Source organism: Olivibacter domesticus, assembly GCF_900109575.1.
Lineage (GTDB): Bacteria > Bacteroidota > Bacteroidia > Sphingobacteriales > Sphingobacteriaceae > Olivibacter > Olivibacter domesticus.
In genome coordinates, this window is sequence record NZ_FOAF01000008.1 from 12,863 (window position 1) to 38,815 (window position 25,953).

Annotated in this window: 17 protein-coding genes; 5 read left to right on the forward strand and 12 right to left on the reverse strand. The window is 38.5% G+C overall.

What is annotated here, in order from left to right; all coding sequences use genetic code 11:
- Positions 1–177 precede the first annotated feature (177 nt).
- Together BMY50_RS21485 and BMY50_RS21490 are read right to left on the reverse strand one after the other, a co-directional pair.
- A complete protein-coding gene (locus BMY50_RS21485) occupies positions 178–1,314 on the reverse strand; it encodes a FecR family protein (protein WP_139202307.1) in 1,137 nt (378 codons plus the stop codon).
- A 74-nt stretch (positions 1,315–1,388) separates the two neighbouring features.
- Positions 1,389–1,970, reverse strand: coding sequence for an RNA polymerase sigma factor (locus tag BMY50_RS21490; RefSeq protein ID WP_093328941.1), 582 nt, complete (start codon positions 1,968–1,970; stop codon positions 1,389–1,391).
- 247 nt (positions 1,971–2,217) lie between these two features.
- Between BMY50_RS21490 and BMY50_RS21495 the strand changes: the two genes are divergently transcribed.
- Entirely contained in the window at positions 2,218–2,742 is a 525-nt protein-coding gene (locus tag BMY50_RS21495; RefSeq protein ID WP_139202308.1) for a hypothetical protein, read from the forward strand.
- Positions 2,743–3,116: 374 nt separating this feature from the next.
- Positions 3,117–3,293 carry a histone H1 gene (locus BMY50_RS21500; RefSeq protein ID WP_093328947.1) on the forward strand — a complete coding sequence of 59 codons (177 nt, stop codon included), beginning with the start codon at positions 3,117–3,119 and terminating at the stop codon, positions 3,291–3,293.
- A gap of 51 nt (positions 3,294–3,344) precedes the next feature.
- Here BMY50_RS21500 and BMY50_RS21505 read toward each other — a convergent pair whose 3' ends face one another.
- The 8 genes from BMY50_RS21505 to BMY50_RS21540 all read right to left on the reverse strand — a co-directional run bounded on the left by BMY50_RS21505 (position 3,345) and on the right by BMY50_RS21540 (position 16,538).
- A complete protein-coding gene (locus BMY50_RS21505) occupies positions 3,345–4,961 on the reverse strand; it encodes an amidohydrolase (RefSeq protein WP_093328950.1) in 1,617 nt (538 codons plus the stop codon).
- Between the two features lie 11 nt (positions 4,962–4,972).
- Positions 4,973–7,516, reverse strand: a complete 2,544-nt coding sequence (locus BMY50_RS21510; protein ID WP_093328953.1) for a zinc-dependent metalloprotease — start codon at positions 7,514–7,516, stop codon at positions 4,973–4,975.
- A 14-nt stretch (positions 7,517–7,530) separates the two neighbouring features.
- On the reverse strand, positions 7,531–8,985 hold the full coding sequence (locus BMY50_RS21515) for a RagB/SusD family nutrient uptake outer membrane protein (protein WP_093328956.1): 1,455 nt from the start codon (positions 8,983–8,985) through the stop codon (positions 7,531–7,533).
- A gap of 38 nt (positions 8,986–9,023) precedes the next feature.
- Entirely contained in the window at positions 9,024–12,539 is a 3,516-nt protein-coding gene (locus tag BMY50_RS21520; RefSeq protein ID WP_238383845.1) for a SusC/RagA family TonB-linked outer membrane protein, read from the reverse strand.
- 273 nt (positions 12,540–12,812) lie between these two features.
- Positions 12,813–13,766, reverse strand: coding sequence for a FecR family protein (locus BMY50_RS21525; protein WP_093328960.1), 954 nt, complete (start codon positions 13,764–13,766; stop codon positions 12,813–12,815).
- A gap of 56 nt (positions 13,767–13,822) precedes the next feature.
- On the reverse strand, positions 13,823–14,407 hold the full coding sequence (locus BMY50_RS21530) for an RNA polymerase sigma-70 factor (RefSeq protein ID WP_093328963.1): 585 nt from the start codon (positions 14,405–14,407) through the stop codon (positions 13,823–13,825).
- A 239-nt stretch (positions 14,408–14,646) separates the two neighbouring features.
- The gene (locus tag BMY50_RS21535; protein ID WP_202907904.1) at positions 14,647–15,093 is read right to left on the reverse strand and encodes an SRPBCC family protein; all 447 of its coding nucleotides are present in this window, start codon (positions 15,091–15,093) and stop codon (positions 14,647–14,649) included.
- 104 nt (positions 15,094–15,197) lie between these two features.
- Positions 15,198–16,538, reverse strand: coding sequence for a MutS-related protein (locus BMY50_RS21540; RefSeq protein WP_093328965.1), 1,341 nt, complete (start codon positions 16,536–16,538; stop codon positions 15,198–15,200).
- 204 nt (positions 16,539–16,742) lie between these two features.
- On the opposite strand from BMY50_RS21540, the gene BMY50_RS21545 reads away from it, so the two are divergent.
- From BMY50_RS21545 to BMY50_RS21555, 3 genes are all read left to right on the forward strand, one after another.
- Positions 16,743–18,236 carry a PhoX family protein gene (locus BMY50_RS21545; RefSeq protein WP_093328966.1) on the forward strand — a complete coding sequence of 498 codons (1,494 nt, stop codon included), beginning with the start codon at positions 16,743–16,745 and terminating at the stop codon, positions 18,234–18,236.
- Between the two features lie 70 nt (positions 18,237–18,306).
- On the forward strand, positions 18,307–20,097 hold the full coding sequence (locus BMY50_RS21550) for a cytochrome-c peroxidase (protein ID WP_093328968.1): 1,791 nt from the start codon (positions 18,307–18,309) through the stop codon (positions 20,095–20,097).
- Positions 20,098–20,680: 583 nt separating this feature from the next.
- Positions 20,681–21,778 carry an MBL fold metallo-hydrolase gene (locus tag BMY50_RS21555; protein ID WP_238383846.1) on the forward strand — a complete coding sequence of 366 codons (1,098 nt, stop codon included), beginning with the start codon at positions 20,681–20,683 and terminating at the stop codon, positions 21,776–21,778.
- Positions 21,779–21,874: 96 nt separating this feature from the next.
- Here BMY50_RS21555 and BMY50_RS21560 read toward each other — a convergent pair whose 3' ends face one another.
- Complete coding sequence (locus BMY50_RS21560; RefSeq protein WP_093328970.1) at positions 21,875–23,854, reverse strand: glycoside hydrolase family 127 protein; 1,980 nt, start codon at positions 23,852–23,854, stop codon at positions 21,875–21,877.
- Positions 23,855–23,865: 11 nt separating this feature from the next.
- Complete coding sequence (locus tag BMY50_RS21565; protein WP_162276648.1) at positions 23,866–25,944, reverse strand: beta-L-arabinofuranosidase domain-containing protein; 2,079 nt, start codon at positions 25,942–25,944, stop codon at positions 23,866–23,868.
- Positions 25,945–25,953 lie beyond the last annotated feature (9 nt).

Below are 25,953 nucleotides of genomic sequence, written 5' to 3' on the forward strand. Positions count from 1 at the left end.
CCAAAAATGTTTGAAAATGAGGGATCGTCCAATCCCTTGATTTTAGGGCGTAGATTAATTGCATATATTTGTCTAAATGGATATTGAAAAAATGAGTGCTATTCTTTTTTTGATTTCTAAATTCATAACCAGGGGCGCGGTAACGCTTCTGGTTTTTTTTGGATAGCCTGTCTATTGTTAGGGCATAACCATTACCCTCCTTCCCTCAACCTTAAAGTGTACGTTGTCTGTTAGTTCCATAATGCTTAAGATGCTTGAAATATAATTGTTGCTGGAAATCATTCCACCAAATGTTTGATATTTATTAGCTTTCGGATGATATATTACCTCTATATTATACCATCTTTGTAATTTTCGCATAATACTGTTAAGCGGCTCATCTTTAAAATAGAAGTAACCTTCTTTCCACGAAAGAGCTTCCTTCATATCTGCAGCAACTACTCGAATTGGTGCTGAAGAATGAGTGACTGCCTGTAAACCAGGTTTGAGTTGTTTGCTTATATTTCTATTATCAACACGTACGGATCCTTCAACCAACGTTGTTTTTGTATTTTCCTCGTCGAGGTAAGCCATAATATTAAAAGCTGTCCCTAAAACTTCTATGTTGGTACCTTTAGCCTTTACAATGAAGGGTAACGATTTATTTTGCGCTACTTCAAAATAGGCTTCACCCTCAAGTTCTACGACTCTTTGATTACCAGTAAAACTACTTGGAAAAGAAAGTCTACTGGAAGCATTTAACCATACCTTGGTACCGTCAGCTAATGTTAGCATATACTTACCGCCTGGCGGAGTAATAAGTTGATTTTGGCGGCTAGAGAGATTTTTTTTATTTAATTCTACCGTCTTAAAGTTTAAACTGCCATCTATTGTTTTAATAACTTGAACCTTATTTTGCAAAGCAAGCAAGCCGTTCTTCTTTTCATCAAGTATAATTGTTTTACCGCCACCTAATATTAATTGCGCACGTTTACTGCCGGGTGGTACATCATGCGGAGCAGTGGCAACTTTTTCAGGGAGAACCTGTTGTTTTTGATGATGATAGTAAATAGCAAAAACAGAAGAAATTACTATCAATATAGAAGCAGCGGCATGCCAATGGGTGAATTTTTTCTTTACTACTGAGGGTTCTTGCTGAATGGTTTGCATGAGTTTTTCATACATTTCATTTTTGGTGCCCAGATCTTTTTCATTTACCTTATTCGGCAGCGCATCGAATAATTCATAATATCGATTGATAAAATCCTCCTCCGTTTTGGATGCTTTACCTTCGTTGTATTTTTTTAATAATGTTAGAAGCGTTTTGCGGGTCATATAAATTATTACTGCATTTATGATATGATCCGCGAAACAGAAAAACTCCCATGAAAAAGATTTTTTTTTAAATGTTATTTGTAAGCAATTAAAAAACAATATAAAATGATTAGCAGTAAAGTTTCTTTCAATTTATGACGACAGTAAGCAAGTTGATTTTGAACTGTTTTACGGGATATATGTAATTGCTTAGCTATAATGTCGGTGGATAGGTCTTCTAAGTATCGAAGACGGTAAATGTTTTGCTGGGAAGGGGTTAGTTCTCTAAGGAGTTTTTTATAGGCCGCCATAAATTCTTTCTCCCGTATTCTACCATCTGTTTTATCTCCACTTGTTCTGAATTGATCTAGTAACACCGGTATGGAGCAATATTTGTTTTCTTTTTCCATTAACTTAATTACTTGATTTCGAGTACAGACATATAAGTAGGCTTGGAGATTTTCGACTTTTAGGTGTTCCCGCTGTTGCCAAAGCTTTAAGAAAATATCTTGCGTGGTGTCTTTGGCAAGCGAGATGTCCTGCAGCCTTTTATAAGCAAGATTGTAGATATAAGCCCAATATTTATCATATAAGGTATTAAAAGCACTAATAGAACCTATACTAAGTTCGTGAAGAAGACGTAGGTCTTCCTCTGGATGGTTGACAGTTTTTATCATTATAAGGAGCTTTGGGCAAATAAATGGTTCAACTATTAAGTCTGTGTTAAATATAAATGGTTTTTTTAATTGTTGGTAGCCGAGCTAACAATTAGTTGCCTATTTAAACAGGTGGTAGAAACTACGCGTACTATAAATATTAAAGAAATGAACATTATGTTTCTACTGAATATCTTTTGGTGCTTTATAAGAGCTGTCGCATCACGAAATTGGCTTGTATTTTGATAGATGGTATAAAACTAATAATATGCGCAACTATTTTACGATTACTCTTTTATTAGCTACGGTGATCAGTAGCACGGTCTCTTGCCACATGTCTAAAAACCGACCTGAAAAAACGGATACGGTCTCAAAAAAATTGGAATTCCCCTCTGCAAGTGATACGAATCTTGTAGCACTATTATCCATCCAGCAGCCGTTACATCTTCGTGATAGTATTCTCTTGCATTTTACCGTATTTAATCCAACGGAAGATACCCTGCGATTTACTAAATATCATACACCTTTTGAAGGTTTTTTGAACAACTATTTAACGATCAACCATGCTGACGGAAGTGAAGTGACCTATATCGGTCCGATGGCGAAACGTATTATGCCACCCGTTCCAGAAAGTTATCTGGTAGTGGCTCCTCACGATAGTCTGTCTGTAAATATTGATTTAAAAAAAGGCTACCGTTTTGAAAAAAAAGGGATGTATAGGATACAATATAATGGTGGGAACGTGAGTGGAATAGTGAGCGGAAAAGGTATAAATGCAGTTATTGAAGAATAGGTTTAGAAAGAAGGCAACTACTATATGTAGATTTGTGCAACTAATAAAACAAGTATTTGCCATAGGTAATGTACTACTATCTTTGTATCATCATAATTTAGGTTTAATAATTGGCTAGTAAAGACCTTTGATCTCTCCGATTGAAGGCCTTTTTCATTCTTATAATGAATCTATTTCATTAGAATATTGATCATTCGATAAGAAAGGATGTTTTTGTTAAACCAAAAGCTTGCTTATAACTAAAATAAAGATAGAATGTGTGAAAAATTTGCACAGATAAAGGATTATATCTATTTTGCTTGCTCTATTTCTTTTAAACTAACGCAGCAGCAAATAAATGCTGCTGTAAATTATAAACAATAAATTTAAATAATATGAAAAAGTTCAATGAATTAAAAGAGTTGATCAATTCAATGGAAAAGGACGCACTAGCTTTTTATGAAAAAGGAAACAAAGCAGCGGGAACCCGATTGAGAGGTGCCCTGCAGCAAACAAAAGCGATTGCTCAGGATATAAGAAATAGTGTGACTGAATTGAAAAATAAAAAATAAAACCATTATAAGCCGCTTGTAGATAGCTATCAAGCGGCTTAAATTTAAATGCTATTGTTTTTCTCTAATGGTTGGATAGCTAATACCTAGTTGCTCTAAGTAAGTGGCATATTTCTTAGGATCGTAATAGTATTTTTTCATTTGTGGTCTAAACTCCTCCATAATCTTTTTATTCAGATAAATAGCTGGTTTATCTTTTTCTGAAATCAAAGGCGTGTATTTAATCTCTTTAGTTTGCACATCCTTAAAATAAGTCCACGCATCCTCAATAATCTGCGGATTAATTAACATATCCAATAAAGTAAGTGCCTCTGCCTTTGCTCCAGCAATGACTCCTTTATGTGCAATTGGCGTAGCCATAGCTATAGCATTAGCCCAATGATGGCCCGGTAAACCAGGTATATTAGCTGGATAACGTAATACAACAGTTGGTACATTCCAAGCAATATCTGCTATATCATCGGATCCTCCACCCATAGTAGAAGAAGTGGCAGACGGTACACCCAGGGGACTTAACTCGCTATTCATTCCCTCTTCTTTAACTTTTAACTCTTTCTGTATCGCCTTTGCTAACTCTTGATCCTGATCGCTCCATTGGGGTAATCCTACGGTTTTTATATTTTCATACATTGTTTCAGCAATTGCTTTATTAAAATGACCTGGCCAGGCACTGCCTAAGACCTCGTACGTCATCTTCGTGTTGGTCATTTTAGCCGCTCCTTCGGCGATTCGTATGCCATCTTGGTACATCTGCACAATTTTTGGATAAGTTTTTTCTCTAAAGTAATACCATACCGCTGCCTTCGAAGGAACAACATTAGGTTGATCACCCCCATCTGTTACTACATAATGTGATCGTTGAGTAGGTTCCATATGCTGTCGATGATAGTTCCATCCTACATTCATTAGCTCAACCGCATCTAACGCACTTTTCCCCCGCCATGGAGCTCCCCCTGAATGGGCCGCTTCTCCTTCAAAATTAAATTTGACAGATATCATGCCATTGCCTCCGCTATCTCCGTAAGAAACACCAAGATTATTGGCGACATGAGTGAAAATACACGCATCTACATCCTTAAAGTAACCGTCTCTTACATAATAAGCTTTAGTAGCAAGCTGCTCTTCCGCAACACCGGGCCATAATACCAAGGTACCAACAATCTTTTCACGCTCCATTATTTTTTTTAAGGCTAGTACCGCAGTAATATTGAGTGGAATTCCGGAATTATGTCCTTCTCCATGTCCTGGAGCTCCTTCCACCAGGGGCGCATGATAGGCAACACCAGGTTTTTGGGAAGCTTTTGGAATACAATCAATATCACTGCCTATAGCGATAACAGGCTTGCCACTGCCCCATTTAGCCAGCCAAGAAGTAGGAACCCCAGAGATGCCATATTCTATCTCAAATCCATTTTCTTTTAAAATATCGGTGAGATAACGGGAAGTCTCTTCTTCCTGAAAGCCTAGTTCGCCAAAGCTGAAGACCATGTCTACCATCTCTTGACTACGTTTTTGCTCTTTATCGATTTCTTGAACAAGCTCACTCTTTAAAGCCGATAATTTTTTATCGCTTATTTTTTGTGCTGATACGTTATTAATAGATGCAAATGCCATATATCCCAATAAAGCACTGGCAGTGAATATTTTTAAAAAAGAATTCGTTTGCATGAATGTTTCAATTAGTTAAATGAACAAATACTATTGTTATTAAAATCTATTGATGGCATACCTATTGGTGCTCCTGGAGGCATTTGCATAGGCGTTTGTACCTCAAACTGAGATGGATTTCGCCTAAAAGTAGCCACCTCTGCTAGACCATAACGTAGGTTAGAAGCATAAGCTGGCGATGCAGTGCCAACTGTCTTTTCCATCCATGCAGCAAGCGCATCTATGAGGAAAAGTGTTTGTCCTTTAACGATAGGAGAAACATTTTTACTTGCGGCTAGCTGAAGTAGATATTGTAAGGTAGTGTTGTTTACCATCACCTGTAATTCACCTTCGTAACCAGCGGGAAGCGGTTTTTTCCAAGTGGCATCAAGCAATTTTTCTACCATAGAAATAAATCCCGGTTGTTTAGCATCTCTGCCTTGGTATTCAATTAAACGAGCGGCTCTGGCAGGGTCTAATAAAAAGCCAATAGTAGTACCCGCAACCGTTTCGGCTGCAGCTATAGGATCAAATGTCGAACCGGTGTAGCGATTAAATATTTCTCTGGTTTCCGGATAACCCGAAGGACGGGGAGGGATTTGTTGAATTAAGCTTTCGGGTAAAGTTAAAGCACTTGGCTGAATGGTTTTTAATAACGTATTGAAAGCATTCCACTGTTCGTCAGGTTCTATAAGCTTAGTTACCGTTTGTCCGTCGTTCTTTATGGCGTGCGTAAAATATAAACCGCCAATAGACTTAACAGCTGCCTCAATTTGATAGCGATGTAAAAGATACATTGGCACTAATACTTCCTCCAAGGTTGCCATCGGAGCGCCGCTTGGGATAGCTTTTTCAGAGAATTTCTTTAATACTGCTGCTCTTATTTCGATTATACGCTCAAGTTCATCTACTGCATTTACCCCTTCATCCCATTGGTTTGCAATGGGGTGCACATAGCCCCCTATATCAGGTATAAAGATATGTCCCTGTGCTAAGGTTTCCTGCATGATTTTATCCAAGGCATCGTCTTCGTTCGTGCCTTCGGGAAAATCTTGGTAACCCCACATAATTGCCCTTTTGTCCCAAGCACCAATGCCAATAGCGTAGGCATCAGCTACATTTATGTTTCCTTGCTTATCCATGCTAAAGCGAGGAAAAGGATAATCCATTACAGAGGCTCGGTCTTTCGTACTGGAAGTGAAATTATGATAAAGCCCTAGGGTGTGGCCAATTTCATGTGCAGACAACTGACGAATGCGTGCTAAGGCAAACTTTTCCATTGCTTCACTTACCGGTTTGCCGTCTTCATAATTTTGCAATAAGCCTTCGGCTATCAGGTAGTCTTGACGATGTCTATCGGCACCTAGCGTTACTACTCCTTTAATAATTTCACCGGTACGCGGGTCGATATGTGACATGCCGGTAGAATAGGCACGTGGATTGCCCGTGCGATTAATCCAATTTACAATATTGTAGCGAATATCCATCGGGTCGGCTCCTTCTGGGAGTTCCTTAATCTGAAAGGCATTTTTGTAGCCTGCGGCCTCAAAAGCTTGATTCCACCAACTACCACCTTCTATAAGCGCTTTTTTAATTAAGGCCGGCGCACCCCGATCTACATAATAGATAATTGGTTTTACGGGTTCACTCAGTGCCGCATTTGGATCTTTCTTTTGCAAACGTTGCCTACGAGTAAAGCGTTTGAGTATCGGTTCTTTCATAGACGCTGCAAAATCCATATAACTGAACATATTAAAGCCAGATCGCGGATCAAATTTTCTTGGTTTATATCCATCATCAGGTAATGCTACAAAGGATTGGTGCATTTTTACGGTGACTGAGTTTGGATCGGGCGCGATACCAGGCCCTCCGCCCCAACGGCTAGCAGCGGTGGAGCCACCGGTGAAGGTAATAATCGCTTCAAATTCAGTATTTTTTGGAAAGTTTTTAGTGTTTTCCATGTAAATGGCAGATCGGCTTTCATCGAAATGGTAAGTAGCACTGCTACTTTTACCTTCCCCTATATTAAGACCAGGAAGATTGTTTTGTCCCACGCGATTGGCTATTTTCTGGCTATCCCGTATAATGAAAGGAGTGAGGTCAATTAATATATGTTCGCCTTCTGCAGCAAGGGGGGTGAAAGCCCAAATAACTGATTGAGCGAAAGCGTTTTCTACCGCCTTTTGCTCATCTTTATTCTCGGTCACAGCTCTAAAAGAATAGTTTGGTTCAACTAGCAATATTTTAGGACCCACCTTGATAAATTTGGCAATTGCCGCGCTTGCCTGCCCCCGTTCCGGTCCACCTGAACCAACACCGTCAGTCAGCGAATTATAATAGAGAAATTCGGCGCCAAGTTTGTCAACCTCTAGATAAATTTTACCGTTTTTTTCATCATAATAAAAATTAAAATAACCAGCATGTTTTGTTAAGTTCTTTACCTTCTCGGTGATGTTTTCAACGCTACTTGCATCTGTTTTAACTTTTTGTGCGCACGCTATTCGATAAGACAGGAGCCCGCCTAGCGGAAGTATTATTAGCAAAGTGTTAGTGATTGCTTTTTTAATATGCATCATAATAGTATTTAAGTTTATAAATCTTTATTGGTTAATAATTCTGAATTCGGCAACGGAAAAATATACGCTTCGTCTGCTGGAGCCACGGCTGGAGCCGAACCCTTGGCAGGGATAGTTCGTAAAGTACGTAACAAATCATTGGAACGCAATCCCTCGCCAAGGAATTCTATACGTCTTTCATGTAAGATTGTGTTGACTAAAGAAGTTTCATCAGCAACAGCATTTGCCGTGAATTGATAGCTGGCATCTGCTCGATTTCTCACGAATGATAAAAGATTTCTTGCTTTATTAAGATCCCCCGTGTGAGCGGCAGCCTCTGCGTAGTTTAACAATACTTCGGCATAACGTATAACGGGAATATAATCAAGGAAAGGTGACGGTTTATTATATTTTTTTAGATATTTAGTTGTGCCGGTAGTGATGAACTGCCTACGTTGATCGTTTTCCCGCCATTCCATATCGCCAATGATCCCATCTGGATTGAGATTGTATTCGGAGTTTCCAGCGGGAGCCGTATTGAGATTATAAGTAATGGATGATTGACCGGTAGAGGAATCTAAATCAGTCATAGGCATACTGAAGATGGATTCAGTCGTTGTATAATTGTTCCCCAAAAACGGAACCGTAGCATCCGTTTGTAATGTGTTGGCTACACCTGTTTCAGCGCGATAGGGAGCGTTAGAGGAGACAATTTTTTGTGCCTCTTGTACCACCATGCTATAATTACCCATTGTAAGGTATACCCTTGTTTTAAAAGCAATAGCCGTATTGCGATGGGCACGAGTAGTATTAAGTAATGGTGTGTCATACGTTAAAGGTAAGTTCTCTTCTGCTTCGTCGAGGTCTTTTAATATTTGACTATACACTTCAGCAACCGTACTTCTAGCTAAGGAGTTATTCTCGGATGTAGTTTCCCCTTGCAGCCGAAGGGGTAAACCGGGTGACGTGCCGTTATTTTCTATATAGGGCCTGGCATACAGTGTTACCAATGCAAAATAAGCAACAGCACGAACGAATTTAGCTTCCGCTGCATATTGAGATGCTATTTTAGGATCTACTTTGTTGGCATTGTCGTTGAGCCCTTGTAGAAATACATTACAAAGGTTAATGGTGCGATAAGCCGCGGTCCATAAATTCTGAACCTCGTTAGAACCCGCATTTAACGTATGATTCCATGAGTCAAATGCAGTAAATAGGTTAGCTGTCCGGTTAATATATTCATCACCACGTACCTCCGCATAAATATAATAGCGGCCACCATAAAATTGTTGATCTTTCATGCCTCTATATAAACCATTTACCAGTGCCAATACGCGCTCTGGTGTATCAAACGTTTGCTCCTGTGGAATATATGTGGTTGGGTCTGGATGCAAATAATCTTTTTCACTACAAGAACTGAGACTCAAGATCGTTAGCAATAAAAGTTTAAAGCTATGCTTGTATAAATCGTTTTGAAGAGTAACTTTCATAATTTTTTTTTTACATACATTTTAAATTGTTCTAGGGCTTAGAAGCCTACGTTTACACCTAATGTAAAAGTACGTGCTTGGGGTACCGAATTTTTGTCAACACCGGGAGTTAAATTGTCATTTCCATTAGATGAAAGTTCTGGATCGGAACCGCTGTAGCCTGTAATTAAAAAGGCATTAAACACTTGTCCATAGATACGAACCGAGCTAATGCCCGATTTACCCAATAAGCGAGGAGGGATTCGATAACCCAGCGATACCGTTTGCAAACGTAGAAAATCGGCCTTCTCTACATTCTCAGAAATTGGATAAGAAGAACCATTAGAAATCACATCCCCATATACCAGGCGAGGAATATCTGTTATTTGTCCAGGTGTCGTCCAACGATCAAGTACATCGGTATAATTGTTCCAAAAACGCTGGTCGCGCAATGTTCCTTTGCTACCATTTTGAATATAGTTGCCGCCCGAATAGACAAAATTTAAGTTAAGATCAAAATTCTTGTATTGGAGAGTATTGTCAAAACCACCGTACCAAGTGGGAAGCGCATTGCCGAGCAAATAATAATCACTCCCTGAGATAGCGGCAGCGGGGCTTCCATCTAAGTATGTCCACCTACTTTGTCCCGTTGCTACCGCATGGCTATATTGTACGCGTTCACCATTACGATTAATAAAAATACGTTGCCCTGTTTCGGGATTAACGCCATCGGTTTTCGCACCGTATAAGCTGCCTACTGAATAACCCACACGTGTTATATTGGTTGCTTCGGCGGCAGTACTAGTTGACCCTACAATATCAGCGTTGCCTTCTGCCAGTGCAGTTACCCTGTTTTTTATAGTCGTAAAATTTAATGAAGCATTCCAATTAAACGCATTCCGCTCAATTACGCGTGTATTAAATGCGAATTCAAAACCGCGGTTATACATAGCGCCAACATTTAACATAATGCCGTTATTGGGAATTCCCTTAGAAGGCGACTGCGGTGCATTTAAGATGAGTCCATTTACATCATTGTAGAAATAAGTCATCTCGACTTGAAAGCGGTCATGAAAGAAGGAGATATCGGCACCCAAATTAGTTTGGTCACTCGTTTCCCACTCTAAGCCAGTATTACCTGCTTGGTAGTAATTTAGCATAGGAGCATCTCCATATAAACCAGATTCATATAGATTGAGAGATGCAAATTTATTAGGGTTGTTTGCATTGCCTACACGACCCCAGCTAGCACGTAACTTTACACTATTCATGATGGCGGCCAAACTCGAATTCTTATAGAAACTTTCCTCAGAGAGTGTCCAGCCTAGTGAGGCGCCGCCGAATACACCGAATTTAGAATCTTCCCCTAGAATGGAATTGCCATCCCGACGAAAGTTGATTGTCAAGAAATATCTCTTAGCATAATCGTAATTGATGCGAGAGATATAAGAAATGAGCGAAGATTGAGCGTCTAGCATGTTGGCGAAAGGAATAATCCGGCCGTAGCTTCCTTCAAAGTTTTCATAATATTGATCGGAAAGTTGTGTGCGGTTTGCTCCCCATCTATTAAAATCAAAATGTTGAACTTCATATCCCGCTAATAAGGCGAGGTTGTGCTCCGCAAAGTTTCTTCTAAAAGAAAGTGTGTTGCTCCAGTTCCAGGTATTAATATTATTCATCGTGTTTGCCGCGTTTCCTCTAGCGGTGAAACCGGGGCCGTGCAAGGCGCTTTCGAAGGTCTTATTCTCAACTTTTGTCCAATCAAGGGCATAACTGGTTTTAAAGTCCAAACCCTCCAATAATGTTACGGTGGCTCCCACATTGCCAATAATATGGTCATTCTGCGCATCATACCTATTTAAACCAAGTAGGGCAGTCGGATTATAAAAATTGCTAGGCACCGTGTTATTTCCCATTCCCATGGTGTTAGTGCTACTGTTTATGTTATAAGATCCATCTGTATTGTAGGGCCCCACATTTGGAGCTGTAAGCCACGCTAGTCGAGCTATTCCGGTAAGTAAGAAGGCGTTGCCTCTTAAAGATCCTGTATTCGGTGACTGATTGTTACTACGGGTATAATTGGCGCCACCTGTTAATTTGAGCCAGTTAGTAAGGTTATGATCAACATTGAAACGGACACCAATACGATCAAATTCATTATTTTTGATGAAGCCCTTTTGGTCGGAATAATTGGTTGAGAAGAAATATTTAGTGTCTTCTGATCCGCCTGTAATATTCAAACTGTGATTGTGTGAGAATCCTGTTCTGTAAGTTTCGTCGTACCACCGGGTGTCTACTAAAGAACCATCGTCATTATATGTAGGAAAGAAATAGGCAGATGCTACTTTATCATTATTCGCATTGCCACTTGAAATTTTTGAGTTTAATACAGCTTCATTTTTTATCATCATAAATTGTTCTGCATTCAACATAGTAGGCAATCTTACTGGATTCGAAATACCTGTCCAGCCTTCATAATTTACACGGGCTTTGCCCGTCTTCCCTCTTTTGGTAGTAATGATCATCACGCCAGCTGCACCTCTTGAGCCATAAATAGAGGTAGATGCCGCATCTTTCAATATATTAATAGATTCAATATCGGCGGGGTTGATATCTCCGAGGGGGTTGTTCGACACGTTAGCATTAGATGATACGCTCTCACCCGCATTGATAGGAATTCCATCCACCACAATAAGTGGGTAAGAACTTTGAGAAATAGAGTTGACACCACGGATACGGATAACAGGTGCATTATTTAGAACCCCGTTAGGTTGGGCAATATTGACACCAGAAGCCCTACCTGCCAATGCTTGATCAAAACTTTGAACCGGCTGATCTGCCAATTTTTCTCCTCCAATGCGAGAAGCAGAACCTGTAAATTCTTCTTTTCGCTGTACGCCATAACCAACCACCACCACCTCACTTAATTCAGCAGCAACAGGCTCCAATTTAAAATTTAAAACAGTTTTGTCTGAAACGGCCATCTCAATTGGGCGATATCCCATATAAGAAACGATGATAATAGCATTTTTTGGGAGATTTTTCAACATGAAGTGACCATTCTCATTTGTGCTTGTACCGAGGCTTGTACCTTTTATCTTTACCGCAGCAAACGGAATGGGGTCTCCTTTCTCATCCGTTACTGTTCCAGTGATTATTTGCTGCTGTGTTTGCGGGTTTCTATTGATATTGCTTTTAATACCTGTATTTTTTTTCTTTTCAATGATAACATAGAACTTTTCATTGTTCTTGGTATAGGTTAAATTTTTTTCAGCCAGTGCTTTACTTAAAGCAGCCTCAACCGTAGTTAGCATTTTAAGTGCATCCATATCCACTTGATTGCTGCCGAGCAATCCGCTGCGGTATGCTATTGAAACGTTAAATTTTTCTTCCAGGGTTTTAAACGCTTGTTCCAAACTAACTAGTTGAATGGAATGAATATAAGCCGGATGAATTTTTCTTAAATGAATAAATGTAGAACTATGCACAGCTCCATAGGCATTGAGAGGTAGGAGTGGTAGCGTAGTTACACCAAGGAGAAGAGTTAAACTGACATTTTTTAGAGTTTTACGCATGATGAAGACTTGTTTAGATGATTTTAAAAAATGCAAAGCATTTCCATTAACCAATAAATGTGTTTTACTGATTTCACTTTTTAATGTAGATGAACCTAAATTTTAGAGGTCAAAAGCTGGTTTAACAGCGGAGAATAATGAATGTTTTTTGTGGCTTCATAGTAATGGGTTTGATATTTATATTATTGTCGATTATATTTTCTATAACAATAAAAAGTCTTTACATGCGATTGAGCACATGTTTTTTCGTTAAAAATCCTGCTATAAAGCGATTTATTTACGATATATTGATTTAGGTAGCAATAAGAATTGATCGTCCTTTCTCATAACATTTAAATCATATAATAATGCAATATTCGATATCATTTCTTTATGACTGACATTGAGGGGTAGAGAGCCTGAAGCATCCCTTTCTAACAATTTACTGTCTGTCACTTTCAGTCTTAACCCGTAAGTTTCTGATAATGTGGATAACACATATGAAAGTGTACCATGATTTAATACGAGCTTATACTGCTGCCAAATAAAAAAATCATCAATTGGTGCATTGTCTTTAAGTCTATACCCTGTACTGTTTTCCGTTAAAGAGAGGTACTGCCCAGGATGGATGAGTATTTGATGTTTACCTTTTTTGCTGTTATATCGAAAATTGATTTTTCCATTGCGGAGGGCTACCAGCGTCTCTACCGTTCTATTTCGTACATTAAATTCGGTACCTAATACATCAATATAGGTACTGTCGGATACATGTACCCTAAAAGGTTGATTGTTTTGTCGGTGTACGACCTGAAAAGTCCCTTCTCCCTTGATCCAAACTTCCCGTTCTGATGAAAAGCTATATTTATGATAAACCAAACTAGAGTTACCGTTTAGTTTAACAAGGGAGCCATCTGGCAATTTTAACTGTTTTATTTGACCAAACGCAGTTTTATAGGTTAATTTTTTAGGTGCAGATAATAATACAACTATGCTGGTGAATACCAATATAATAGAAGCTGCATATAACACAGGCTTCCACCGGAACTTTAAAGAAAATGATGTAGCAGGTTGATAAGATATGTTGGATTTTGTCTTGATCGCTGACAGCATGTTACTGCGAAGATTGCGTCTAGTTTGCGGCCTTAGTTCTTCCGTATAACTATGCAGCTCATCCACTTCATTATACCATTTTTCGAAGCGTTCGTTAAGAGCTCTTTCCTCTTCCTTATGTTGATTGTATGGATCCATTATCTACGCAAATACAAACAATAGTAAACTTAAGCAAGATAATACCTCCATTTTTTCTAAAAAATAAAAAATAATAACAAAAAAAAATACTTTAGTTCCTCGCGAATCGTTTTTAAGGCCCTAATGATATGTTTTTCTACCGTGCTAATGGATATTTGTAACAGAGCGGCAATTTCTGGATAAGTCAGTCCATCTTCTTGTTTTAATTTGTATACTCTTTGGGCTTGTTTGGGTAATTTTTCAATGCATTTTTTTAATGCTTGATGGAGATCGGTATAATTTAAGTGTTCTTCAGTTTGATTACTATTACCAGAGCGCAAAGAGGCTTGTATATTTACAAATTCCTTATAGCGTTCCTGTACTTGTTGAGATTTATAATGATTGAAGATTTTAAATTTTAAAGATTGTTGTAAGTAGGAGGATAGCGAAGTGTGAATTTCTATTTTACCTTTATTCAGCCACAATTCAGTGAAAAGATCCTGTATAAATTCCTTGACAATCTCTTCATCAGCCAATCGCCGATGAGCTTGATCGAAAAGTTTAGACCAATATTTATCATAAATCTGCTCAAAGGCTTTTATATCGCCCGATTTTAGCTTTTGGAAGATATCTATATCCGACATTTTCTTATTTACCGACATAATTAATAGAATTCAATTAAAATTCATTATCTCTTGTCAGTTCAATTCGGTTTTATCGGTTTCGTTAATACGAATTTAATCTAATAGGATTATAAAAACAACAAATTTTAGAATTAATAACCAATAGCAATTCAACGAGACGTTAAGAAATACTTGAACACCTTTTAAGATTAAAAATTAATAATATGGCTGATTATTCTATGATGCTTTGTCAATTAATAGGTTTAGATGTTATTTGCTTATTGCTCAATTAATTTTTTCAGCAATTCCAATGTAATGTTCCAGTAGAAGGCTAAATGTTTATATATGGTTTCTGTCGGAAAGTTGGAAAGTGTAATTGTCAATGCTGTTTGATTCTCTTCTTCTGTTAAACTAAAATCAATTATGGAATAGTTTTCGATGGTGTTGGGAAGCCGTGAAAGAGAGCTTAAATGGCTGTATTTTAAATGCTTGTTAGGTTTAAATGCTAGAATTATACCTTTATTTTCAAGTTGGGTTTTATACCAATCCACCCGAATGGTTATTGGGCTTCCAACTTTCCAATCGGTGATTATATCAATTTCCGTTTCGAACATCCACTTTTTCATTAGCTTAATATCTGTCAGGAACTCCCAAACTTTTGAAGAGGAGGCATTTATAATAACCGTTTTATTGACCATACGCTGCAGCAAATTTTTCTCATCCATTTTTTATAGTCATGTATGCAAATCTGCAATAAATCTAAAAATACTGGAGCTTTTATTAGCATAATTTAATATGGAAAATTTTTGACGAACTTTTGAGGTGATTTTTAGGTCAAAGGGTTAGTTAAAGCGCCATCCAATATCTCCAGTATACCTTCATTTTTTAAGATCCAAGCGCCTATTCTATTATCTGTGATACCTCCAACAAGCTTATAATTGAAGGTTGGTGTGTTACTTTTCATTTTTGTTTCGAAATGCCTGAAGTCTATCTGCTTGTTTTCTTTTAAATCGTGGGCCACCTCTATCAAATGGCTGGAAATAATAAAAAAACTCGTCGGTACTTTTGAAAAGGCCTCTATCACTAAAAGAGAAGATTCATAAGCATCTTTAACATTTGTTCCCCGGAAAAGTTCATCAAAGATGATCAGGAGGTTTTTTCGTGTTGCAACCTGTTGAGCAACAAGTTTTACTCTTAACACCTCATTATAAAAATGGCTTCTACCCAGTGTTAAGTTGTCAGCAAGGTTGATGGTGGTCAATATTCCATTAAACAGGCCGGTCTCCATCCCGACAGCTGGCACAGGAAATCCAATATGGGCAAGATACACGGCAATGGCGACAGATTTCATTAAGGTGGATTTACCCGACATATTTACGCCCGTCAGGAAGCAAAGATGTTGTTGTCTATCTAACTCGAAATTGTTCGTAACAGGCGTGCTTAAAAATGGGTGAAAAACTCCTTCTAAAATAAGTTTGCTTTCGTTATCATGGTGATAAATGGGAAAGGAAAAATTATATTTTCTTGCAGCCAATGCAATGGCATAATAGGCGTCAAGTTGATATACACTAGCTAATATTTTAAGTATATCCTCTAAATAGATATTTCTAATAAGGAAATCGCATCTCTCCAATCGTAATCCCTTAAGCTTTTTAGGGTAGGTCAAACACTTTTTTATAAACGGATCGCTGCACACTTTCTCTAACCGTAAGTAAAGCTCCTTAATAAAGTTGAGCTCATGCTTTTGTTGGATTTCCTTAGAAAGCACATTGAGAAAAACCAAGGTGTTTAGTATTTCACCTAATCCGCGTTGTTTGTTGTATTGCTCTTGTTTCTTTGTGTATCGATATTTAACCGACTTTTTAAAAGCAGCATGCCAAGTGTATTTTTTGGGCTTATCGATACTGTTTAAATAATATTCAATGAAATCGATAGATTCCCTTTGAAAAGATAGGCTCTCTACCTCATTGAAAAGAAATTGGATATCCTTACTTCGATGTATTAGCTCCTCTATGTTAATAATTGGCTTAGTAAACAAATCTTTTAAAAAGGCTTTTCCGCCAATGGTGGTGGTATTATCAAAATAGGCATAGATACTACGATCATGCTTCGTACTCTCAAAAAGCTGTAAATCATCAATCGTTTGACTATCTATCAGAAAGGTATCCACGTATTATATATATATGTTTAGGCAATTTAATGATTCTATCATAAAAAAGTGCATCCAGTCGGCTTTTGTTATCTTATACATACTAATTTAATATCTGTTAACTCGTCCCGCTAAACGAAAACTGACAAAGTACGTGAATTTAACATACGGTTAAATATTAAAAAACATTGGGAAGTTACTTTTACAGCAAAAGATAACTGAACTATGATAAACACGAACGCCAAACAATCACTAAAACTAGGTATAAGCCTTTTTGTCTTATCAACACTCTTATTTGGAGCTTGTAAAAAGAACAATGATAATAATACCGACGAAGAAAATCCAAATCCCGATTTCGAAATCGTTGATAGATCGGTAAATCCTTCTTTGGTGAAATCACTGACTGGATTCGAAGATTTAAAGATCAATACATTGATTAGCAGTGACGACGTTCTTTCTGAGTCACCAGACTTTATCTTTGGTGCTCAACCTGATGGTGCCGGTATTCTTAAAAACCCTGATGGAACTGGCTATATCATGATCAATAACCATGAGATCTTACAATCTGTTTCGAGAGTTTATTTAGATAATGAATTAAAACCCTTAAAAGGTGAATATATTGTAGATTCTGATGGGGGTATGACCCGTCTATGTTCTGCAACATTAGCAACACCCGAAGAACATGGATTTGCGAAACCCTTGTTTCTTACTGCTGGGGAAAGTGGCGCGGAGTCTTTGATACATGTTATTGATCCCTTGGCACCTGCTGATAAAAAGAATCAACAACGTGTAAACCCTGCCTTTGGACGGTGGAGTGCAGAGAATGCCGTTCCATTACCAAAAGATGCTTTTCCAGGAAAGACCGTTATTCTTATAGGTGAGGATGAGGGTGATGGACAAGTAGCAATGTACGTGTCGAATAATCAGGGAAATTTGGATGATGGTAAATTATATGTACTGAAACGGAGCGACAATAATCCGGTAGAAACAGACATATCAAAAGGAAATTCATATGATGTGGAATTTGTAGAGATGGATAAGGTTAAGGATAGTAGGGGTGAAGAGCTTCAGCAGCAAACCGTTGACAAAAATGCTGTAATGTTTGCTCGTGTAGAGGATATTGATTATCGTAAGGGGGGGAGCGCCAATGGTCGGGAGGTTTATTTTACAGCAACAGGTGTAAGTCAAGCCGATAAAATTACGCCCGTTAGTGGTAAAACGATGTGGGGACGTGTATACAAATTGATCTTGAATGCCGATAACCCGTTGAAAGGTAAACTCGAAATTGCTGTTGATGGGGCGGATGATCCAGGTAATAGTATTGTTAACCCAGATAATCTCTGCGTAACCGAAAATTTTGTTTATATTCAAGAAGATGGGGATTCGTTCTATAAAAATAATAATCACGATGGAACTATCTGGCAATATGAAATGTCGAACAAAGCATTAAAACCAATGCTTCAGATGAATCATAGAAGAAACGAAGCTGAATTTAATGCAAAGTATAATCCGGACAATGTGCAGACACTAAGTACTTGGGAGTACGGTGCTATGTATGATATTTCAGAAATCATTGGTAAACCTAATACCTTCGTAGTCAATTTACACCCACATACGTGGAAAGATGATAAATATAAGAACGCCGATGGCGGAGATGCACGGCTTACCAATAACAGCGAGGGTGGCCAGGTGGTGATTGTAAGCGGGGTTAAGAAATAGCTATAATAATAAATACTACCATTTCCCTTTGTGGCGTTGCTACAAAGGGAATTTTATTTACTCATCCTATATGATTAAAAGACTTTTTATCATTCTTGGAATGTCTGTTATCATTATCTTTTTAGTGACTTTCTGCGCTCAAAATAAAAAAACGAACGCGGTTACTATAAAAGATCAGGTAACCAAAGAAATTTGCAAGCTAGAGACATTGATTAATGCCGATTTGCTGCCTTTGGCTATCAACAGTAAGGATACATTGGCTATCAAAAAAAGCTTTTTAGAATGTAGAAATCAATTTAAAGTCATTGAGTATTATATAGAATATTTTTTTCCAAGTACAGCGAAAGTTCTAAATGGTCCCCCTATTAATGAAATTGAGTTAGGCGAGAATCTGGTAGAGCCTCCCGGTGGATTTCAGGTAATGGAAGATTATATATACAACGACTTGACACCAGAAGCTAGGGAAGAGCTTGTTAATGAGATTAAAAAAATGGAGGTCGCTTTAAAAAGAGTTCAACAATATCAACAAGCGTATACCATTACCAATGAACAGATTTTTGACGCGATGCGATTGGAACTTTTCCGCATTGCCGCTTTAGGTATTACAGGTTTTGATACTCCTTTGGCGCTACAGTCGCTCGATGAAGCTGTATCCTCGTTAACAGGATTAAAACAGTGTCTTTTGCTTTTTCAAAAGCACGATGCCGTTATTGAGGCATTAGATAAATCGATAAAGTATCTTCAAAGAAACAATGATTTTAATAAATTTAACCGCTTGGATTTTATAATCCAGTATCTGGACCCTTTAAATGTTTTGCTTAATGAGATGCGGAATACACTTCAAATTGCCTCAATATCTAGTACCGTAGCACTTGATAATGAAGCTACAAGTCTCTTTAAAGGGAAGGTTTTAGATATCAACAAATTTGTTAGTAACAAAACAGCATATTTTTCGAATGAAAAAGCGGCACTAGGGAAAGTGCTCTTTGCAGACGTTATTTTGTCGAACGGGAATAATAAAAGTTGTGCAAGTTGTCATCATATTGAGAAGGCATTTACAGATGGATTAGTGAAAGCCATTGGTATTGATCAACAAAAAAGTCTTTTAAGAAATACACCAACGCTTAGTTATGCAGGTTTTCAACGTGCTTTCTTTTACGATCATAAGGCCGGAACCTTAGAAGATCAGGCGCTCGATGTAGTGCACAATGAAGCCGAAATGCAGGGAACACTCGCTAAAGCGGCGGAAGCTTTACAAAAAAATCAAAGATATGCTGCTCTTTTTAAGCGTGCCTACGGCTCGGATCCATCTCAAATTGATCCTTGGAAAATACAACATGCGCTCGCGAGTTATGTCAGGTCTTTAGCGCCTTTTTCTTCCAGGTTTGATCAATATATGGATGGCGATTACCAGCAGCTAAATGAACCTGAGAAAAAGGGATTTAATTTATTTATGGGTAAAGCGAAATGTGCCACCTGCCATTTTGTACCACTATTTAATGGTACACCCGCTCCGCTATTTGATAAATCGGAGACTGAGGTACTAGGTGTGCCTTCTAAGCCAGATACTATTCACGCTGTGATCGATGATGATAAAGGTCGTTTTTTATTAAGCCCATATAATCAGTATAAATATTCTTTTAAGACGCCCACCCTGAGAAATATTGCTAAAACGGCTCCTTACATGCACAATGGCGTTTATAAAAGCTTAGAAGAAGTGATGGACTTTTATAATCGAGGAGGGGGAGCAGGTATTGGAATATCGCTTAACAACCAAACCTTATCGGATCAACGACTAAACTTGTCGCAGCAGGAAATAACGGAAATCATTGCTTTTATGAAAACACTGACAGATAATTAAGGCCTAAATTTTTGTCTTATACACTAATTCTGTTTTAAAAAATCATCAGTTGTTGAATTATATCGATTTCGATGATATATAAGATATCACCGTTGAAGATAAATAAACGACATTCTCGTTTTATAGACATATAGCAAGCTACCTTTAATTTTCAGCTTCATTTGGTTACCATTCTCCTGTGTTTTACATGTCAAATGTGGAAGTAATTTTCTCTATCTAATATGAACGTTTTAGGTATGGGCTTTTCAACAAAGTTAATTTGAGCCTTTCAACAAAACTTTATCGTAAATAAGAGTTAAATTTGTTCTGGATTATCATATGGTCGATTCATTCAACTACTTCATAAATTAATTGTTGAAGCAATGGAAGTGTTGTTAATAGATGCTACTGGTATGCCAATGCTGTTTTTTCTTTTCCTGAGGGAACCTTTTGTATGAAATTGAATTGATGATGATTAATGCTGTACGTAAACTCTTTATAAAAAATGGATTTTAGCTGTGAAAGATATTAAGTTTTGACTCACGTATAAATGTCTGCTGTTGAAATTAAAATGAAGCGATTTTTAAAAATATTTAAACGAATAATGATAGTCCTCCTATGTATCGTGCTGCTCACAGCAATTGTTGTATTCTTATATATGCGCCAGCAGAAATTTGGTAAAGCCCCATCGGGTAAACGCCTTGAGCTAATAAAGAAATCACCACATTACAAAGACGGACAATTTCAAAATATTCATTTTACGCCAACTATCACCGAAGGCTATTCTACAGCAGGCGTTACCTATGATTTTCTCTTTAAAAGTTTTCCAAGGAGAACCCCTGCGGATAGTATCCCTTCTATAAAAACAGACCTACTACAATTGAATGTAGATAGTAATGTGTTGGTATGGTTCGGACATTCCTCTTATTTCATGCAAATAGGAGGGAAGCGTTTTTTGATCGATCCGGTCTTTAGTGGAAATGCTTCTCCTATTCCAAGGACAAATAAAAGTTTTAAAGGTACTGATATTTACCATGCTACCGACATGCCCGATATTGATTATTTATTGATAACGCACGACCATTATGATCATCTTGACTATGAAACCATTCTTGCATTAAAAGGAAAGGTTAAGCATGTAATTTGTGGGCTCGGTGTGGGTGAACATTTTGAACAATGGGGATTTGATGTTAAGAAGATTATAGAGAAAGATTGGAATGATAGTATTCCGCTTGGCGACGGTTTTGTTGTGCATACTGCACCTGCAAGACATTTTTCGGGAAGAGGTTTTACGAGAAACAATACCTTATGGTTGTCATATGTTCTACAAACACCCAATCTGAAGGTATATATTGGTGGTGATAGCGGATATGATAATCACTTTGCCGATATAGGTAAGCAGTACGGCCCGATTGATTTGGCTATCTTAGATAATGGCCAATACAATGTTGCTTGGCAAGCAATTCACATGTTACCGGAAGAGGTACTTAAAGCCGCGCAAGAACTAAGGGCGAAACGTATATTTCCGGTGCATTCCTCAAAATTTGTGTTGGCGTTACATCCATGGGACGAACCTTTAATGAAGATTACAGCCTTAAGCAAATCTCATGATTTTCCATTAGTAACACCGATGATAGGACAAGAAGTGAATTTAAATGATACTGCACAAGTTTTTAGCGAATGGTGGAAAGGGCTAAACTAGAATTTAAAAGAACAAGCATACCCTATATCGGGCAAGAGGAGAGATAGGCGTAACCGAAGTTCAAATCGTCCTATCTCTCTTTGCTTGTTCTCTTATTTATTTTATTGCCGAGCTATTTATAGAGATATCCGTAATTTTGGTTGGTAGCCAAACTTGCATCTCGCCCATACCTCGATTCGCCCAAGAGTAATAGGGAACTGCGGTAATGGTTGCTCTTTTTAGGTTTACCGATTGTGCATCTGTAGCCGGACTGACTACTGGAAGATTACTTTGGATAGTTACAATACCTCCAAGTAAATCTTTTTGATACGACGTTGTAAAAGAAACATCTTCAGGCACAAAAAAGTTCGAGACAGATTGTTGATCTGCCTGTTCCACACAGTATACGAGGGGGCCCCTTTGTAATGCTATACGGTTTTTGTTAGCTGAAACCTTATCACTAGCGCCTACTTTTTTAACCTCCATAGGCAATGAAACGCTTAATACATCACCCTTGTTCCAAGCTCTGTCAATGACGGCATATCCCTTTTCCATCCTATAATCTACGACTTTTCCATTGATGGATATTTCTATTTTATCCTGTTTCCCATTAACAAAATGATAGGTGTCGCCAGGTACAGGTTGATTCTGCGTCCAGCCAGGAATTCGGATGTGCATAGGAAAAGACATTTTCTTGTTTGGTGTAACGGTTAGTTTAATATTCCCCTCCCAAGGGTAATTGCTTTGTTGTGTGATGTCTACCTGTCCCTTTTTGAGTAGTACACTGGTATTGCTACCAACAAATAAATTAACCCAAATAGACTGATCAGATTTTGCATAGATATAATTACCTAATGACTCCACTAGTCGCGCTATGTTGGATGGACAGCAAGCGGTGCCGAACCACTCACTTCTAGAATAGTTCCCTTGTGAAGCAAGTGGATTTCCATAAAAAAAACGATCGCCACTCAATGATAGACCATCAAGTGCCCCGTTGTACAAACTTCTTTCAAGCACATCAAAATACTTAGCCTCACCAGTAAGTAAATTCATGCGCTGATTCCAGAAAACCATACCAACAGAAGCACATGTTTCGCAATAGGCAGTGGCGTTGGGCAAATCGTAGTCTTGGCTGAAACCTTCATTTTTTGCTGTTGAACCGATTCCACCAGTAATATACATGTTTCGATATACCACATCTTGCCAAACATCTTGCATGGCCTGCATATAATCGGCATTTTGCGTAGCGGCACCCACGTCAGCCGCACCTGTATAAAGATACATAGCCCGCACCGCATGGCCCGTAATTTCCCGTTGATCCATTAGAGGTATGGCATCTTGGCAACGAGCTGGATCCTTCCATTCATCCCAAGTTTGTCCTTTGCCATAACCACGTCCACGCTGCTGAAGAAACCAATCCGCCAATTGCAGATAACGTTCATTTTGCGTAGTATGATAGAGTTTGACGAGTGCTAATTCGATTTCCTGATGCCCACTGACCCAATGCCTATTTGGTAGTCGAAATGTCGTATCAATGTGGTCAGCAAAGCGAATGGCCACGTCCAGCAGCTTTCTTTTACCTGTGGTGTTATAGTAAGCAATTGCAGCTTCCATTAAATGTCCGGCACAGTAATCTTCATGCATATCCATATCGGTCCATCGTTTATCTAATCCGTTTAGTGTAAAATAGGTGTTTAAATAACCATCAGATAGCTGAGCGGCTGCAATCTTATCGATCCATTCGTCAGCTTTATCAACTAAAGCTTGATTAGGTTGGTTTTTTAATGAGTAGGCGATGGCTTCCAATGCTTTGTAAACATCCGAATCATCATAATAAATGCCCTCATGTTTTTCACCTGTTTTACGAGCAACTTTTTCAAAATTGCGAATACGTGGAGTTTTGACTTCGGTTTGCTCAATGCATACAGGAATGGTCACGGTGCTCACCGTTTTTATCTTGGGTGTCCAAAACTGATCAGTTATTTCAACTTTAGAGAAATTAACGGGTTGTATCGTGTTGACTTTGTTCTGCGCGTATGCCACTGCTCCGGAATGTAGGAGCAAGCTAGTACTTATATAGATGAATGTATTTTTCATAATTACTTGTTTTAATTAACTACCGGGAACTGAGTGATACGAAGAGTAGAGCAGCCATAAGGAACCAGCACTATGGGTGTTTCTTCTCCTTTGGCAGATGAAAACTGATGAGGAAGAGGACCTGCCATATTTTTATATAAGGTCCATTCAGGGATCTTCTTGGCCTTCGTTTTTATAAGGATGGGCGCACCGGCTAAATTCCAGGGGTACTGCCCGTTTGTCTGGTTTTTAATCACCTCGAATCCGTTCTGAGGGTCGTTTATTGCTTTTTCCAGTAACCCGTAATTCCATTCCGATTTAGGATATACCTCATAGAAATCGCCGAAGTATTCCGCATTACTTACTTTGCGCCAGTCTTCCTCTATCTTAAGTGCATATACCAAAGGGCCTCTTTCTACAGCAACCGATAGTTCAGCCCAACGGCTGGTTTCGATATGCATTGGTAAAACCAAGCTAACCTGGTCGCCTTCTTTCCAGCTGCGATTAATTTTTACAATGCTACCGGGCTTAGTTATTTCACTTATGGTATCTCCATTGATAGTTATTTTTGCATCTTTTGCCCAGTACGGGATACGGAGATGGAACGGAAAGCTAACTGCTTTCTTTGTCTTTATGGTGAAACGGATAGTCTCGTCAAATGGATAATGGGTGTCTTCAGTAATATGGATGGATTGACCATCGGCCACTTTTGCATCTACTTCGCTGGGCCCATAAAGCAGGGCAGCTATACCTTTATCTGCTGTTTGATACCATAGGTTTTGCACAAATTTAGGCCATCCTTGATGCATATTGGCGGTGCAACAAGGATAACCGGTAAGGAGTCCATAACACTGATCAGTGCCTTGGTGCCCACCATCTTCAAAAAAGTTGCGTTCGGCTCTAGAAATCAATACCTGATTAGCACTCTGGAAGTATTGACGATGGTTGAAGTCGTCGGTTGCCTGCGTAGGCATGGCGTTATATGCAATTTTTTCCAAGAGATCTGCAAATTCTGTATCACCGGTAATGGAAAGCATGCTCTCTAGGGAAAACAGCATTTCGACTACCGAACAAAACTCAATACCTTGAGTTGGGGCATTGCCGTGTAGGGGCTCATCGCCACCATACATGCCTTGCGCCTGCCCGTGAAAAATTGCAATATCATTATAAGCTCTTTTTACCGCTTTTATGTAATTTGTATCTGGATTTTGCTGGTAATAAATGATGGGTGACTTAATACCTTGCGCTAAATTAACACAGTGAAAGCTTTGTAGCTGGCCAACATGCAATCTATTAATTGCTTGCTGATCGAATGGATAGGTGTTCCCGGTGTTGTAAGGATAGAGGTGTGAGATACCGTTTTGCTTGTCGTTATATTGATTTGAAAAGACAGTAGCGTAAGGAAATGTTTGCTGGTAAAGCAGATTCCCCAATTCTAATAGAAAAGACTCTCCCGTTTGGTTATACAACCAGTATACCACCATTAGGTTATCTGCTCCCCGGCGATTTCCCCAGAAAGACCATTGGTCTAAAGGGTGTTTAGGTAGTTCTTGGAGCTGATACCTAAAATAATTGGTTAAGGTTTTAATAACCCTTTTATCACCTGTGGCATTATAATATTGTTGTAGCACCTTTAACATTACCATTCGTGGCCACCAATCTTCAACGGGCTCCTTTTGGATTCCTGGTTCAGGTTTTGATTTTTCTTTAAGTGGCCTTGGTCCGATATATCCGTCATCACGTTGGTTCCTTATAGTCCATTCAATCCATGGCTTTACTTTTCTAATTAACTCATCATCTTTTAAAATGTAAGCAAGGGGCAGTAAACCATCTAACCAGTAAGGACCTCTTTCCCAAGCATCGCCATCACCACCAAGCCAGCCATTTCTGTTGCCAACCACTTGCGGGTATCGTTCATCTAAATGACCTGTTAAGCCGGTTTTCATACGTGTTAATTGATTTTTTAACCAGTCTTTGGGCTGAATAGCACCTAATGGCAATTCCATATAAGGATTAGCGCGTAATGGTTTACGATTCTGTAACTGAGCCTTGCCTTCGGCACACAGGCCGAACGCAAGGAGGATAAAGCAAAAAAACTGTTTTGTTTTCATCGTCATATG